General features: G+C 60.3%; 15 protein-coding genes. 11 read left to right on the top strand and 4 right to left on the bottom strand.

Annotation, left to right across the window (positions count from 1 at the left end; translation table 11 throughout):
- Position 1: 1 nt before the first annotated feature.
- From ileS to ispH, 4 genes are all read left to right on the top strand, one after another.
- On the top strand, positions 2-2,833 hold the full coding sequence (gene ileS, locus AC1DIH_RS22445) for an isoleucine--tRNA ligase (protein ID WP_477773340.1): 2,832 nt from the start codon (positions 2-4) through the stop codon (positions 2,831-2,833).
- A complete protein-coding gene (gene lspA, locus AC1DIH_RS22440; RefSeq protein WP_477773339.1) occupies positions 2,826-3,338 on the top strand; it encodes a signal peptidase II in 513 nt (170 codons plus the stop codon). The genes ileS and lspA overlap by 8 nt, the downstream gene beginning before the upstream one ends.
- 7 nt (positions 3,339-3,345) lie before the next feature.
- Complete coding sequence (fkpB, locus tag AC1DIH_RS22435) at positions 3,346-3,783, top strand: FKBP-type peptidyl-prolyl cis-trans isomerase (protein ID WP_477773356.1); 438 nt, start codon at positions 3,346-3,348, stop codon at positions 3,781-3,783.
- 161 nt (positions 3,784-3,944) lie between these two features.
- Positions 3,945-4,892, top strand: coding sequence for a 4-hydroxy-3-methylbut-2-enyl diphosphate reductase (ispH, locus tag AC1DIH_RS22430; RefSeq protein ID WP_427532331.1), 948 nt, complete (start codon positions 3,945-3,947; stop codon positions 4,890-4,892).
- Here ispH and AC1DIH_RS22425 read toward each other — a convergent pair.
- Positions 4,869-5,417, bottom strand: a complete 549-nt coding sequence (locus AC1DIH_RS22425; protein ID WP_477773338.1) for a GspH/FimT family pseudopilin — start codon at positions 5,415-5,417, stop codon at positions 4,869-4,871. The two genes, ispH and AC1DIH_RS22425, sit on opposite strands and share 24 nt — an antisense overlap.
- A gap of 123 nt (positions 5,418-5,540) precedes the next feature.
- Here AC1DIH_RS22425 and AC1DIH_RS22420 point away from each other — a divergent pair, with 123 nt between their 5' ends.
- From AC1DIH_RS22420 to thiO, 7 genes are read left to right on the top strand one after another with little or no spacing between them, the layout of a single operon-like run.
- Positions 5,541-6,014, top strand: a complete 474-nt coding sequence (locus AC1DIH_RS22420) for a GspH/FimT family pseudopilin (RefSeq protein WP_477773337.1) — start codon at positions 5,541-5,543, stop codon at positions 6,012-6,014.
- Positions 6,011-6,457 (top strand): type IV pilus modification protein PilV, encoded by a 447-nt coding sequence (pilV, locus tag AC1DIH_RS22415; RefSeq protein WP_477773336.1) that lies wholly within the window; start codon positions 6,011-6,013, stop codon positions 6,455-6,457. The genes AC1DIH_RS22420 and pilV overlap by 4 nt, the downstream gene beginning before the upstream one ends.
- Positions 6,454-7,158 carry a PilW family protein gene (locus AC1DIH_RS22410; RefSeq protein WP_477773335.1) on the top strand — a complete coding sequence of 235 codons (705 nt, stop codon included), beginning with the start codon at positions 6,454-6,456 and terminating at the stop codon, positions 7,156-7,158. The genes pilV and AC1DIH_RS22410 overlap by 4 nt, the downstream gene beginning before the upstream one ends.
- A 5-nt stretch (positions 7,159-7,163) precedes the next feature.
- Positions 7,164-7,649, top strand: a complete 486-nt coding sequence (locus AC1DIH_RS22405) for a pilus assembly PilX family protein (RefSeq protein WP_477773334.1) — start codon at positions 7,164-7,166, stop codon at positions 7,647-7,649.
- Positions 7,636-10,797: a pilus assembly protein gene (locus AC1DIH_RS22400; protein WP_477773333.1), complete on the top strand. Its 3,162-nt coding sequence runs from the start codon at positions 7,636-7,638 to the stop codon at positions 10,795-10,797. Before AC1DIH_RS22405 ends, AC1DIH_RS22400 begins: the two co-directional genes overlap by 14 nt.
- 15 nt (positions 10,798-10,812) lie before the next feature.
- Entirely contained in the window at positions 10,813-11,214 is a 402-nt protein-coding gene (locus tag AC1DIH_RS22395; protein WP_477773332.1) for a type IV pilin protein, read from the top strand.
- 57 nt (positions 11,215-11,271) lie between these two features.
- Positions 11,272-12,372: a glycine oxidase ThiO gene (gene thiO / locus AC1DIH_RS22390; protein WP_477773331.1), complete on the top strand. Its 1,101-nt coding sequence runs from the start codon at positions 11,272-11,274 to the stop codon at positions 12,370-12,372.
- 19 nt (positions 12,373-12,391) lie between these two features.
- On the opposite strand, the gene AC1DIH_RS22385 is transcribed toward thiO, so the two are convergent.
- Genes AC1DIH_RS22385 through AC1DIH_RS22375 form a run of 3 tightly spaced genes read right to left on the bottom strand, consistent with a single transcriptional unit; the run spans position 12,392 to position 15,547 of the window.
- On the bottom strand, positions 12,392-13,738 hold the full coding sequence (locus AC1DIH_RS22385) for a sigma-54-dependent transcriptional regulator (protein ID WP_477773330.1): 1,347 nt from the start codon (positions 13,736-13,738) through the stop codon (positions 12,392-12,394).
- Complete coding sequence (locus AC1DIH_RS22380; RefSeq protein ID WP_477773329.1) at positions 13,735-15,324, bottom strand: sensor histidine kinase; 1,590 nt, start codon at positions 15,322-15,324, stop codon at positions 13,735-13,737. The genes AC1DIH_RS22385 and AC1DIH_RS22380 overlap by 4 nt, the downstream gene beginning before the upstream one ends.
- Positions 15,314-15,547, bottom strand: coding sequence for a PP0621 family protein (locus AC1DIH_RS22375; RefSeq protein ID WP_427532309.1), 234 nt, complete (start codon positions 15,545-15,547; stop codon positions 15,314-15,316). Before AC1DIH_RS22375 ends, AC1DIH_RS22380 begins: the two co-directional genes overlap by 11 nt.
- Positions 15,548-15,566 lie beyond the last annotated feature (19 nt).

Raw genomic sequence — 15,566 nt, 5'->3', positions numbered from 1 at the left:
AATGACCGACTATAAAGCCACGCTAAACCTTCCGGACACCGCCTTCCCAATGAAGGCCGGCCTGCCTCAGCGCGAACCGCAGATTCTGCAGCGCTGGGACAGCATTGGCCTGTACCAGAAGTTGCGTGAGATTGGTAAGGATCGTCCGAAGTTCGTTCTGCACGACGGTCCTCCGTATGCCAACGGCACCATTCATATCGGTCATGCGCTCAACAAGATTCTCAAGGACATGATCATCCGCTCGAAGACCCTTTCGGGTTTCGATGCGCCTTATGTTCCGGGCTGGGACTGCCATGGCCTGCCGATTGAGCACAAAGTCGAAGTGACCCACGGCAAGAACCTCACCGCGGATAAAACCCGTGAGCTGTGCCGTGCCTACGCCACCGAGCAGATCGAAGGCCAGAAGTCCGAGTTCATCCGCCTGGGTGTGCTGGGTGACTTCGCCAACCCGTACAAGACCATGGATTTCAAGAACGAGGCCGGCGAAATCCGCGCCTTGGCGGAAATCGTCAAGGGTGGTTTCGTGTTCAAGGGCCTCAAGCCTGTGAACTGGTGCTTCGACTGCGGTTCGGCCCTGGCTGAAGCCGAAGTTGAATACGAGAACAAAAAGTCCTCGACCATCGACGTCGCCTTCCCGATTGCCGACGAATCCAAACTGGCTGCCGCGTTCGGCCTGCCATCGCTGGGCAAACCGGCTTCGATCGTGATCTGGACCACCACCCCGTGGACCATCCCGGCCAACCAGGCGCTGAACGTTCACCCCGAGTTCAACTACGCCCTGGTCGACGTCGGCGACAAACTGCTGGTATTGGCTGAAGAGCTGGTCGAGTCGTGCCTGGCTCGCTACAACCTCGAAGGCTCGGTCATCGCCACCGCCACTGGTGCGGCGCTGGAACTGATCAACTTCCGTCACCCGTTCTACGATCGCCTGTCGCCGGTTTACCTGGCCGAGTACGTTGAGCTGGGCGCCGGCACTGGCGTGGTTCACTCCTCGCCAGCCTACGGCGTAGACGACTTCGTGACCTGCAAAGCTTACGGCATGGTCAACGACGACATTCTCAATCCGGTGCAAAGCAACGGCGTCTACGTGCCGTCGCTGGAGTTCTTCGGCGGCCAGTTCATCTGGAAGGCCAACCCGGCCATCGTCGACAAGCTGACCGAAGTCGGTGCGCTGTTGCACACCTCCGTCATCGAACACAGCTACATGCACTGCTGGCGTCACAAGACCCCGCTGATCTACCGCGCTACGGCGCAGTGGTTCATCGGCATGGACAAACAGCCGGCAACTGGCGACACCTTGCGCAAACGCGCAATCAAAGCCATCGAAGACACCACGTTCGTACCGGCCTGGGGCCAGGCGCGCCTGCATTCGATGATCGCCAACCGTCCGGACTGGTGCATCTCCCGTCAGCGCAACTGGGGCGTGCCGATCCCGTTCTTCCTGCACAAGGAAAGCGGCGAACTGCACCCACGCACCGTCGAGCTGATGGAGGAGGTCGCCCAGCGCGTCGAAGTCGAAGGTATCGAAGCCTGGTTCAAGATGGACGCGGCCGAGCTGCTCGGTGACGAAGCGCCGCAGTACGACAAGATCAGCGATACCCTCGACGTCTGGTTCGATTCGGGCACCACGCACTGGCACGTCCTGCGCGGTTCGCACCCGGTGGGCCACGAGAGCGGTCCGCGCGCCGACCTGTACCTGGAAGGTTCCGACCAACACCGCGGCTGGTTCCACTCGTCGCTGTTGACCGGTTGCGCCATCGACAACCATGCGCCGTACCGCGAGCTGCTGACCCACGGTTTCACCGTCGACGAAGCCGGTCGCAAGATGTCCAAGTCCCTGGGCAACGTGATCGCGCCGCAGAAAGTCAACGACACCCTGGGCGCCGATATCATGCGCCTGTGGGTCGCTTCGACCGATTATTCGGGTGAAATGGCGGTTTCCGACCAGATCCTGCAACGCAGTGCGGACGCCTACCGGCGGATCCGTAACACCGCGCGCTTCCTGCTTTCCAACCTGACCGGTTTCAATCCGGCCACCGACATCCTGCCGGCAGAAGAAATGCTCGCGCTGGACCGTTGGGCCGTGGACCGTACCTTGCTGCTGCAACGCGAGCTGCAAGAGCACTACGGTGAATACCGTTTCTGGAACGTCTATTCCAAGGTGCACAACTTCTGCGTGCAGGAGCTGGGCGGTTTCTACCTCGACATCATCAAGGACCGTCAGTACACCACTGGCGCCAACAGCAAGGCCCGCCGTTCGGCGCAAACCGCGCTGTTCCACATCTCCGAAGCGCTGGTGCGCTGGATCGCGCCGATCCTTGCGTTCACCGCTGATGAGCTGTGGCAATACCTGCCGGGCGAGCGCAATGAATCGGTCATGCTCAACACCTGGTACGAAGGCCTCAGCGAGTTGCCGGAAGGCTTCGAACTGGACCGCGCCTACTGGGAGCGGATCATGGCGGTCAAGGTCGCGGTCAACAAGGAAATGGAAATCCAGCGCGCGGCCAAGGCCGTGGGCGGTAACCTGCAAGCCGAAGTGACGCTGTTCGCTGAAGAGGCGCTGAGCGCCGACCTGGCCAAGCTGAGCAACGAACTGCGCTTCGTGCTGATCACCTCGACCGCGAGCATTGCACCGTTCGTGCAAGCGCCGGCCGACGCGGTTGAAACCGAAGTCAGCGGTCTGAAACTCAAAGTGGTCAAGTCGAGCTTCGCCAAGTGCGCCCGTTGCTGGCACTGCCGTGAAGACGTTGGCGTGAACCCGGAGCATCCGGAAATCTGCGGTCGTTGCGTCGACAACATCAGCGGCGCTGGCGAGGTTCGTCACTATGCCTAATGCTGCTAGCCGTTTCGGACGGCTGAGCTGGCTCTGGTTGAGCGTGCTGGTTCTGGTCATTGACCAGGCCAGCAAGCTCCACTTCGAAAGCTCGCTGACCATGTACCAGCAAATCGTGGTGATCCCTGATTACTTCAGCTGGACCCTGGCCTACAACACGGGCGCGGCCTTCAGTTTCCTGGCTGACAGCTCCGGCTGGCAGCGCTGGTTGTTTGCCCTGATCGCGGTCGTGGTCAGTGCGGTGCTGGTGGTCTGGCTCAAGCGTCTGGGGCGCAACGACACCTGGCTGGCGATTGCGCTGGCACTGGTGCTCGGCGGCGCGCTGGGCAACTTGTACGACCGCATTGCCCTGGGCCATGTGATCGATTTCATTCTGGTGCATTGGCAGAACCGCTGGTATTTCCCGGCGTTCAACTTTGCCGACAGCGCCATCAGCGTCGGGGCCGTGATGCTCGCGCTGGATATGTTCAAAAGCAAGAAGACCGGAGAAGCCGTTCATGACTGAACAGGTATTGGCTGAGCAACGCATCGGCCAGAACACGGAAGTCACTTTGCACTTTGCATTGCGCCTGGAGAACGGCGACACCGTCGACAGCACCTTCGACAAAGCCCCGGCGACCTTCAAGGTCGGCGACGGTAACCTGCTGCCAGGTTTCGAAGCTGCACTGTTTGGCTTCAAGGCGGGTGACAAGCGTAATCTGACGATTCAACCAGAAAACGCTTTTGGCCAGCCCAACCCGCAAAACGTGCAGATCATCCCGCGTTCGCAGTTCCAGGATATGGAGCTGTCCGAAGGCCTGCTGGTGATCTTCAACGATGCGGCGATTACCGAGCTGCCCGGTGTGGTCAAGGCGTTCGATGACGCTCAGGTGACCATCGACTTCAACCACCCGCTGGCTGGCAAGACATTGACCTTTGACGTGGAAATCATCAACGTCAAAGCGCTGTAACTGATCCAATGAGATCGACTGTGGGAGCGAGCCTGCTCGCGATGGCGGAGTGTCAGTCACCATCATCGTTGAATGTCAGGTACTCATCGCGAGCAGGCTCGCTCCCACAATAGTTTTTCACTGTTTTCGCTATTTCTTGCGCGCAAGACACGAGGCACAGCATGCAAATCAAACTCGCCAACCCCCGTGGCTTCTGCGCCGGCGTGGACCGGGCGATCGAAATCGTCAACCGCGCCCTGGAAGTCTTCGGGCCGCCGATCTATGTGCGCCACGAAGTGGTCCACAACAAATTCGTCGTTGAGGACCTGCGCGCACGCGGAGCGATCTTCGTCGAAGAACTGGACCAGGTGCCGGACGACGTCATCGTGATTTTCAGCGCCCATGGGGTTTCCCAGGCCGTTCGTGCAGAAGCCGCAGGCCGTGGCCTGAAGGTCTTCGATGCGACCTGCCCATTGGTGACCAAAGTGCACATCGAAGTGGCGCGCTACAGCCGCGACGGTCGTGAGTGCATCCTGATCGGCCATGCCGGCCATCCGGAAGTCGAAGGCACCATGGGCCAGTACGACGCCAGCAACGGTGGTGCGATCTACCTCGTCGAAGACGAAAAGGACGTTGCCGCGCTGAACGTGCGCAACCCTGAAACACTCGCCTTCGTCACTCAGACCACCTTGTCGATGGACGACACCAGCCGCGTGATCGATGCCTTGCGCACTCGTTTCCCGGCCATTGGCGGCCCGCGCAAGGACGACATCTGCTACGCCACGCAAAACCGTCAGGACGCCGTCAAGCAACTGGCTGACGAATGCGACGTGGTGCTGGTGGTCGGCAGCCCGAACAGCTCCAACTCCAACCGCTTGCGCGAGCTGGCCGAGCGCATGTCCACCCCGGCGTACCTGATCGACGGTGCTGAAGATATGCAGCGCAGCTGGTTCGATGGCGTCGAGCGTATCGGCATCACCGCCGGGGCCTCGGCGCCGGAAGTACTGGTTCGTGGTGTTATCGAGCAACTGCAGGCCTGGGGCGCTACCGGCGCCGATGAACTGGCCGGTCGCGAGGAGAACATCACCTTCTCCATGCCCAAAGAGCTACGCGTTCGCTCCCTGCTCTGATTCCTCTCCTCCCGCACACAAGGCCTGCTCGGCCTTGTCGCTGCGCAGGCTGACGCGGCCGCTTCTGGACAGCACCACCTGGTGATGACTGACCGGCTCGCGGCCCGCGCAGATGTGCAACGTCCCGGCCTGAAACGCACCGCCGGGCATCAGCGGCTCGCCCAGGCTGCTGAACCGTACAAAACTCCTCACCGGCCGATTACCCACAATCGGCACCCCGACGCTTGTCTGGCGCTCGAGCAACAGCGGGTTGCTGCTGTCCTGATGACCCTCGCCACTAATGTCCAGAATGATTCGCCAGCCTTGACCCCAATCGTCGTTCAACGCGTGGATGACAAGGGTCTGATTGCGCAGGATGGCCTCGGTGCGGGCGTTGCGCATGCCGCTGGCGAGTGTTTGCGCCGCGCTCTCACGACGCACGGATTGCGTGTACTTGCTGAGCACCGGGCTGACCTGGTGCAGAACGATCGCTGCGATTGCCAGTCCGATAAGCAGTTCGATCAGACCGAAACCCTTCTGGTGCATGGCATCTCCTTCCCTGGAGAGGGCGTTGGTTTGTGCAACGAATGTCAAAACAACCCTGCGGCTAGCGGTTGAATGTTCTAGCTTGATACAGCTAGGTGTAGTCGTTGGCAGCGGAGGGCAGCGATGAATCATCGTACAAAAGGTTTCACGCTGGTCGAATTGCTGGTGATCCTTGCGGTCATGGCGATTCTGCTCACCCTGGCGGTACCGGCGTTCAACAGTTCTATACAGAACGCCAGGGCCGATACCGAAATCAGTGATCTGCAGCGAGGGCTCAATTACGCCAGGCTGGAGGCGATCGACCGGGGCATCACTACCCGGGTTCGGCCAACTGCCGGCGGCAGCGTCTGGACCGGGGAGTTGACGGTGTATGACAGCACCGGCTCACCGGCGAATGTATTGCGGGTTATTCCGGCAATGAGCAGCGGCGCCACTCTGACGCTAACCTCTGGAGTGACCAGCATCGATTTCAACAACTTGGGTGGGTTGTCGGCGCCGGCCACGGCAGTGCTGTTCAATTACGTATCAGGGGCGCAGAGCCGGACGCTCAGCGTGTGTTTAAACGGACGGATTGTCTTGGGTGGAAGCTGCGGATGACAGGAGCGGGATCGCGTGCACAGGACGGCATGACGCTGATCGAAGTGTTGGTTGCGCTGTTGATTCTGAGCGTAGGACTACTGGGCGCGGCGGCGACTCAGCTGAATGCGTTGAAGTACACCGACAGCTCGCTGATGAGCAGCCAGGCGAGCTTTATCGCCTACGACATGATGGACCGGATTCGCGCCAATTCCGCGGCCGACTACACCATCACGCCGCCGACCTCGGGCAATTTGAATGTCACCCGGGATCAGGACCTGTATGACTTCACCACCAATATCACAAGCTTCGGCGGCCCGACCGCTACGGGCAGCATTACCCTGAACCAGCGGGTGTATACCATCACCATCACCTGGGATGATTCGCGGGCAGCAGCCGCCAGTTCGACCCGCAGCTTTGTCCTGAGCARCCGCGCCACCGTCGATCCGCTGGTGACGCCATGAGTCGATCGTCGCGAGGGTTTGGTCTGATCGAGCTGATGATCGCCATGGCGATCAGCCTGATCGTGGTGCTCGGCGTGGCGCAGATTTTTATATCGGCGAAAAGCACCTACATCAGCCAGAACACCTCTGCCGGGATGCAGGAGGATGCGCGGTTTGTCCTGAGCAAGATGATTCAGGAAATCCGTATGGTCGGCATGTTCGGTTGCCTGGGGACGATTACCGATGCGAGCTCGGCCGGCGACTTCAATGCCAGCCAGATCACCCCGATCAGTTGGGATAACGTGGCACTCAAACTGACCCTGGTAACGTCGGATGTCGGCGGCAACGGCGGGGATCCGACCTGGACCGTGGTGTCTGACTGCCGAACCAGCGCAACGGCCTATACCAAGGTGCACACCCCGGCAGCCGGGCAACTGGCGTTTCCGATCCGGCGGTTGTCCTATCGCCTGAGCAATGGCCAGATCCTGATGACCACGGACACTATGTCGGCGGCGCTGGTGAGCAACGTCAGTGCTTTCAACGTGACCTTCGGCATGGCCACCAGCGCCACCGATGTTGCCGCGTCGAGTTACAGCAGCAATCCGGCCGACCCGGCGCGAATCCGCAGTGTGCGCTTGAGTCTGACCCTGGCGGACCCCAACAACCGCGTGCGCAATCAGACCTTCAACGTGGTTGCCGCTTTGCGCAACCGGTTGATGTAGGGGCGATGCCAATGATTCTTTCGCCCCTCAAGGCACACGCCCAGCGCGGCATGGCACTGCTGATGAGCCTGGTGTTTCTGCTGTTGTTGACGCTGATCGGTATCTCGTCGATGCAGAACGCCACGCTCCAGGAAAAAATGGCCGGCAGCGTGACGCTGCGCAATCAATCCTTCCAGGGCGCAGAGGCGGCGTTACGGATCGGTGAAAGCGCCGTGCAACTGAGTGCATACACCCTGGCGGCATGCGCCACGACCACTCAATGTGCTCCGCCGGCGGAATCTTCAGTGATCACCGCCGCAGGCTTCAACGCCACCTCCGGGGTGACCTGGATCGCTGCCGGCAGCGGCTTTTACGGTGTGCAGAACCTGGGCACCACGTTGAGCGCCGTGAATGTCCCGAGCAATACCTCGGCGACGCTCTATCGGGTCACCGCTGTCGGGTTGGCGGGTACTTCGCGCAGTGTGGTGGAGAGCATCTATGCGAAATACTGAGGCTCATCGTCGGGAGCGGCGCCATTGGTTGATGCGGTTAGCCTGCGGCTGGCTGCTGGGGCTTTATCTGGCCGCTCCGGCGTATGCTTTCACGCCATCGGACTCACCACTGCTCGGCGCGTCGGCAGTCGCGCCAAACGTGCTGCTGTTGCTCGATGATTCGGGGAGCATGAACAGCATCATCTATGCCTCGGGGTTTGACCCGACCGTTTCACGAACGCCGGCCCAGCAATGCAACGCGCTCTTGGGCTTGTGTCTTAGTGGCTCCGCTATCGTCGGCGATCCGATCCTGCTGTCCAGTTTGCCCCAGTCGGGGTGTTCCAGCGGTTACTACGCGTTCTACAAAAACAGCCTGACGCCGCTGTGCCTGAAGCTCCCGGACCCGGTGGGAGGTGGCAACACCCGTTATTCCGACAACTACATTTCCTACCTGGTGAGCCTGGCCAACGGCAGCAATCGCGACTTCACCGACGGCTCGATACCCAATGACTACCGAATCAACGTGGCACGCAACGTAGCCACGGCGCTGATCACCAGTAATCGCGGGCTGCGTTTCGGTCTGGCAACCTTTAATTCGCCGAATACCCACGGCAACAGCGATGGTAATCATGGCAACGGCCATGGCAGTGGTATTGGCAACAATAATGCCGGTAATGGCGGTTACATCGTCAACGACATCAGTGATCTGACGGTGGTCAGCGGCAGCGTGACCCAGGCCCAGGCGGACGCCAACTACAACGCGCTGATCTCTGCTATCGGCGGTTTGAGCGCAATATCCAATACACCACTGGCAGAAACCTACTACGAAATCACCCGTTATTTTCGCGGCATGACGCCGTACTACAACTCAGGGCCAGCCACCTACACCAGTCCGATCCAGTACCGCTGCCAGAAGAGCTACGGGGTGGTCATCACCGATGGCCTGCCGACCTACGACCGAACTTTCCCTAGCGACGATCCACTCGGCGGTACCCGGCTGCCCAACTGGGACGGGATCAACAATGACGGTAACGACCTTAACGGCGATGACGAGGGTGACACCCTGTACCTGGACGACATCGCCAAATTCGCCTTTGACATCGACATGCGCTCCACCGGCACGGACCTGGCGGGTAAAAGCTGGAGTTCCCCGGACTTCCCCAAGCAAAACCTGAACACCTACACGGTGGGGTTCGCGACCGCCAATCAGATGTTGGCGGATGCCGCCCGTTACGGGCAGGGCAAGTACTATCAGGCAACCGACAGCGCCAGCCTCAACACCGCGTTATCGGCAGCCTTGAGCAACATTTCCACCAAGGCTGGCTCGGGTGGCAGCGGTGTCGCCAGCAGCAACACAGTGACCAGTGGCTCCAGTTATTTTCAGACCGGCTACGACCCCAAGGACTGGCGCGGCACGATCAAGGCCTTTGGCTTCACCTCTAGCGGAGCCGTGGACACCACTTCTGTGCTGTGGACCACCGACACGGCCATCGTCCCCGGTGCGACGGCGCCGACTTATCAGTCCTGGAACACCACAACCAACGCCGCGGTTACCCTGGCCTACGGCAACTTCTCCAGCACCCAGCAAACCAGCCTCAGCCAGAACCTGCCGACCGGTATCAGCGGTAGCGATCTGGTGGAGTGGAGCAAGGGCACCAACAAAGCCGGCTTGAAGACCCGTACCGTGCTGCTGGGGGACATCATCAACTCGCCATTGGCGCTGGCATCGCCCACCGACAAAACCGCTTCGGACCTGGCCGGCAGTACCAGTTACAGCACGTTCCTGACCAGCAAAGCCGCGAACATGAACACCAGCCTGGTGGTGAATGCCAACGATGGCTTCGTGAATGTCATCAACGCCGGCAACGGTGCGCGGCGCTACGGCTACATGCCTTCCAGCGTGCTGTCGTCGCTGCATTTCATCGCCGATACCGCCTACATCAATGGCACCAGCCACAAGTTCCTCAACGATGGTCAGGTCGGTGTATTCGATGCCCAACTCAACAACGCTTGGAAAACCCTGGCCCTGGGTGGCGTGGGGGCGGGCGGCAAGACCTTTTACGCCGTGCAGCTGTTTGATGGGGCGGCGGGGAACGTGACCAACGCCTTGTGGGAAATCAGCGCGCCGACCACCGCCAACACCGCGAACGCTTTCAATGATCTGGGTTATGCCTACGCACGGCCGGAAGTGGCACGCTTGGCCGATGGTCGCTGGGCGGCCTTCATCTCGAATGGCTACGGCAGCAACTCGGGTGTTGCCGCGCTGTACGTGGTGGATATTCGCGACGGTTCGCTAATCAGGAAAATCGTTATCGACAGCACTGAAACCACCAATGGCCTGTCATCGGTCAAGCTCAAGGTCGATTCGCAAAGCATTGTGCAGGCGGCCTATGGTGGCGACTTGAAAGGCCGGTTGTGGAAGTTCGACTTGAGCAGCTCGAACCCCGCCAGTTGGGGCGTGGCCTTTTCCGGTAAACCGCTATTCACTGCGCCCGGCGGCGCGACGCAGCCGATCACCGCGCAACCGTTGCTGGCGGACCACCCGATCAACGGCAAAGAGGTGTTTTTCGGTACCGGGAAATTCAACGAGACCGCCGACAAGCTCAGCAAGGACCTGCAAGCGTTCTATGGGGTGTGGGATGCCGATGGAGGCTCGGGGCAGATCACCGTGTCGAGCTTGCAGGCGCAGGCTGTGACCGGGGTCTTCACGGGGACCGCCGGGGGCCAGTTCATCACTACCTCGCAGAACCCCGTGACCTATCCGGCGCAGAACGGCTGGTACTTGCCGCTGGTGTACAACAATGCCCTGACCGGTGAACGGGTGATCAACCAGGCTGCCCTGGTGCTCGGGCGGATTGTGTTTGCCACGGCCAGCATCGATACCACGGACCCCTGTTCAAGCTTTGGCAACGGCAAACTGGTCGAACTCGATGCGTTCAGCGGTAAGATGCTCAACTATGCGGTGCTCGACACCAATGGCGATGGCCTGGTCGACACGAACGACACGATCTCCAGCGGGGTGATTTTTACCGGTGGCATTCCGACGCTGAATGCGATCGTCAACAGTGCAGCCCGTAAAATCGTGAACGACTCCAGTGGCGGCATCACCACTCTGGTTGAAAAATCCGGCGGCGGCAGCCGTCGAATCATGTGGCGACAAATACAGTAAGTGAGAGTTGAGGCAATGCGCAGATCCAACCAAGGTTTTACCCTGATCGAAATCATGATCGTGATCGCGATCATCGGGATTGTGGTGACCATTTCCGCTCCACTCCTTTCCGAGTACGTGAAGCGAAGCCATCGCACCGAAATTGCCGGGTTGCTGTCCGAGCAGGCACAAAACCTTGAACGGTTCTATTCGAAAAACAATGTGTACAGCAACGCTACCGGGCTGAGTGCCGGCAATGACTACTACACCATTACCCCGACATTGACCGATCAGACCTTCCTGCTCACCGCCGTGCGCAAGGCCGGGTCAACGATGGCCAGTGACAAGTGTGGGGATTTCACCCTCAGCAACACCGGCGTCAGAGGCATGAACAATGCGACGACCGGGCTGACCACCAAGGATTGCTGGGGTCGCTGAGTACCTTTTCTCGGGCGCGTTTGGCGCCTCCTGTCTTTTTTATCGTTGGATCAGATGATGGCCAAGCAACAGCAAGTGGTGATTGTCGGCGGTGGGGTGATCGGCCTGCTGACCGCGTTTAATCTGGCGTCGCACGTGCAGAGCGTGGTCCTGCTGGATCGCTCGAACGTGGGGCAGGAGTCTTCCTGGGCCGGTGGCGGCATCGTTTCGCCGCTGTACCCGTGGCGCTACAGCCCGGCGGTCACTGCATTGGCCCACTGGTCCCAGGATTTTTATCCACAACTGGCTGAACGTCTGTTTGCGAGCACCGGAGTCGATCCCGAGGTGCACACCACGGGCCTGTACTGGCTGGATCTGGATGACGAGGCGGAGGCGCTGGCCTGGGCAAAACGCGAACATCGTCCGCTGAGCCCTGTGGATATCTCGGCTGCTCACGATGCCGTGCCGGTATTGGGGCAGGGGTTCTCGCGGGCAATCTACATGGCCGATGTCGCTAACGTGCGTAACCCGCGACTGGTCAAGTCCCTCAAGGCGGCCTTGCTGGCGCTGCCCAACGTGACCATTCATGAACAGTGCGAAGTCAGCGCGTTCATTCGTGAAGGCGATGCGGTGGTGGGCGTCGAGAGCTCAAAAGGCCCGATCCATGGCGATCAGGTAGTACTGACCGCTGGCGCCTGGAGCGGTGATTTACTGAAAACCCTGGGCCTGGATCTACCGGTCGAGCCGGTCAAGGGGCAGATGATTCTCTACAAGTGCGCGTCGGACTTCCTGTCGAGCATGGTTCTGGCCAAGGGCCGTTACGCCATTCCGCGCCGGGACGGACACATCCTGATCGGCAGCACGCTGGAGCACGAAGGGTTCGACAAGACGCCGACCGAGTCCGCGCTGGAAAGCCTCAAGGCCTCGGCGGTCGAGCTGATTCCGGCGCTGGCCGAGGCCGAGGTGGTCGGGCATTGGGCAGGGCTGCGGCCGGGTTCGCCGGAAGGGATTCCGTATATTGGCGCCGTGCCCGGATTTGCCGGGTTATGGCTCAATTGCGGGCATTACCGCAACGGCTTGGTGCTGGCGCCGGCGTCGTGTCAGTTGTTTGCGGATGTAATGCTGGGGCGAGAACCGGTTATTGATCCGGCGCCTTATGCACCCGTGGGCCGGATTTAGGCTGCGATCTTTTAGGGTCTTATTCCAGCCCCAGCTTTTTCAGCCTGTAACGCATCGACCGAAACGACAGGTTCAACCGTTGGGCCGCCGCTGTGCGGTTCCAGCGGGTTTCTTCGAGCGCCTGGAGAATCAGTTTGCGTTCGACGTTCTCCAGGTACTGCTCAAGATTGTCGATTTTCGTCAGGTCCGGCAATCCGGTTTCGGCGCTGCAATTACCGTCAGTCAGGCGCAGGTCGCTGGCTTCGATCTGCTTGTTTTCACACAGGGTGTACGCGCGTTCGAGCATGTTCTCCAGCTCGCGGACATTGCCCGGAAAACGGTAATGCTTGAGCGCTTCGAGGGCTTGCGGCTGGAGATGGGCGGCCGGCAAGCCGCTGACCGCCGCGAGACGCTTGAGCACATGACTGGCCAGTAGCTCGATGTCGTCACGGCGTTCGCGTAGCGGCGGGACGCGCAACTCGATGACATTCAGCCGATAGTACAAATCCTGCCGAAAGCGCCCGGCGGCCACTTCAGCATCCAGATCCCTATGGGTGGCGCAGAGTATTCGCACATCGATGATGGCTTCCTGTTGTCCACCAATGCTGCGTACCGCCTTCTCCTGAATCGCGCGCAGCAATTTGACCTGCATCGCCAGCGGCAAGTCAGCCACTTCATCGAGAAACAGTGTCCCGCCATTGGCCGCCTGGAACAGCCCGGGGTTATCTTCGATGGCGCCGCTGAAACTGCCTTTGCGATGACCGAAAAACTCGCTTTCCATCAATTCGGACGGAATCGCCCCGCAGTTGACCGGCACAAACGGCTGGCTGCTGCGTGGACCTTGTTCATGAATCAGCCGGGCGACCAGTTCCTTGCCGCTGCCGGATTCGCCGCTGATGTACACCGGTGCCTGGCTGCGCGCCAGTTTGTCGATTTGCTTGCGCAGGCTGCGCATGGGCACTGAGTCGCCGAGCAACCGGCGATCGATGGCACTTGCCGCGTCGCCCGCGACCGGCAAGCGCAGGGCGCTGACCACCAGCTCGCGCAGCCGGGTGAGGTTCACCGGTTTGGTCAGGAAGTCGAAGGCCCCGGCTTTCAGCGCGTTGATGGCGGTATCGAGGCTGCCATAAGCGGTGATCATCGCCACGGGCACGTATGGATGAGTCAGCTGAATGTGCTGCACCAGCTCCAGGCCGGTACCGTCGGGCAACCGCATGTCGGTCAGGCACAGGTCGAACCGCTCCTGGGTCAGCAACGACCGCGCTTCGCTGACATTACGCGCGCTCAGCGTGTCGAGTTTCATTCGGCCGAGGGTGATTTCCAGAAGTTCGCGTATATCCGGTTCGTCATCGACGATCAGGACTTTTTGCCGTGAGCTTGTCTTCAACTTTGTTTCCGTCCGTGAGCAAAGGTGATACGAAAGCAGCCGCCGCCTTGGCGTGGTTTGAAGTCTAGGCGGGCCTGGTTGCTTTCGCACAGCTCACGGGACAGATAGAGACCCAGGCCAGTGCCCTGGCTACTGGTGGTGTAGAAAGGCTCGAATAGATGCGCTTGCTGCTCCGCTGGGACGCCGGGGCCGTTGTCCTGCACCTCAAGGGTGGGAAGCTGGCTGTCGGGATCGACAAACAGCGTGAGCCGGACCTCGGCCTCCTCGTGTGCAAGGGCGCTGTGGCGCCAGGCATTGCGCAGCAGGTTATCGAGCACCTGAGTCAGTTGATCGGGGTCCATCAAGGTGGTGAAAGGCCCTGCGCCCATGCTCAGATGAATCTGCTGACGATCTGTCGCATGTTCCCGGACCGTTCGCACGAACTGCTCCAGCCACTGTTTCAAGTCGAGCCGTTGCGGCGCGGATTGCTGGCGCCGTGAAAGCTGCAGGACGTTTTCTATCACTCGGTTCATGCGTTGAGAGTGGTCTTGAATAATCTGCGTCAGACGCCGGTCGGCGCCCATCAGTTCCTCAGACTCGTTCAGCAACTGCGCCGCGTGGCTGATGGCACCTAACGGATTGCGGATTTCATGGGCAATGCCTGCGGTCAGCCGGCCCAGTGCTGCAAGCTTGAGTTGCTGGGCCTGTTGCGCGACCTGGGCGAGGTCTTCGAGAAATACCAGGGTCTGGCGTTGTTCGTTCAGGCCCAGCGCGATGAAGCTCGGTTGCAGTTCCAGGCCGGTACGGGCGACTTTCAGGCTTTGTGGGCGCAAGGTCGGGTTGTTGAACCAGAGTTGCAGGCGCTCGACCAGGGCTGTCGAATAATCGTCGATGAGCTGGCCGTCGAGGTGTGTCTGGCCAAACAGACTCAAGGCGCTGTGATTGGCCAACTGAACCCTACGCTCACTGTCGAGCACCAGGATGCCGGTGCGCATGCGTTGCAGGATCAGCGCATTGAGCGCTTCCAGGCTGACCACTTCGCTGGCGCGCTGCTGGGCCAGACTCTCGCTGACCTCCAGTTGTCGGGTCAGGCCTTGCACCAGCAACGCTGCAGCAAAGCACAGGGCGCCCAGGGTGCCGGCTTGCAAGTAGTGATTGGCGCCAGTCGGGTGGCTGCCGCTCAGGGCGAAAGTCAGGGAAACGATACCGATGGCGGCGACCGCCGCGAGCAGCAGGCCGATGCGCCGGCGCAGCAGTGTATTGCCGATCGCCACGGACACGATCAGCAGATTGCCGATGGCGCTGGGGACGCCACCTGCGGCATAGAACAGCACTGACAACAGCAGGATATCAACCAGCGTGAGGCCGAAGATCTGTGCGGGTTGCCTGGGGTTTCCCGCAAACACCACCAGCAGGATATTCAGAATCAGGTACAACCAACTGCCGGTGCGCAGCAGGTCGTCATTGGTGAATTCCAGCAACTGGTTGTCCATGTTGCTGGAGATCAACAGCACCAGAAGGAGGCCGATGCTTAAACGGTAGAAATGATAGAGGCGCAGCAGTCGCTGGGCCTGTTTGTCGCCGAGACTGGAGATCTCAGCGATCACGTGAACTCGGGCCTTGCTCGAGGTGAGCCTGGCTGCAATACCACTGCTGTTGAAGGCTCAGCGCGCGGTCGCGTGGCAGGTGTACACCGCAATGGGCGCAACGAACCATGGGCGGTGCATCGAGTTCGCTGGACGCATGGGAGGTTTCGTCTGGGCGCTTGAACTTGCGCCAGAACCATACTGCTGCAGCAATCAGGGCAATCCAGAACAGTAAACGAAGCATGATGAACCGCTTTGCAATG

Source organism: Pseudomonas sp. 05N36 (assembly GCF_056397385.1).
This window is presented reverse-complemented; position numbering and strand designations above follow the sequence as displayed.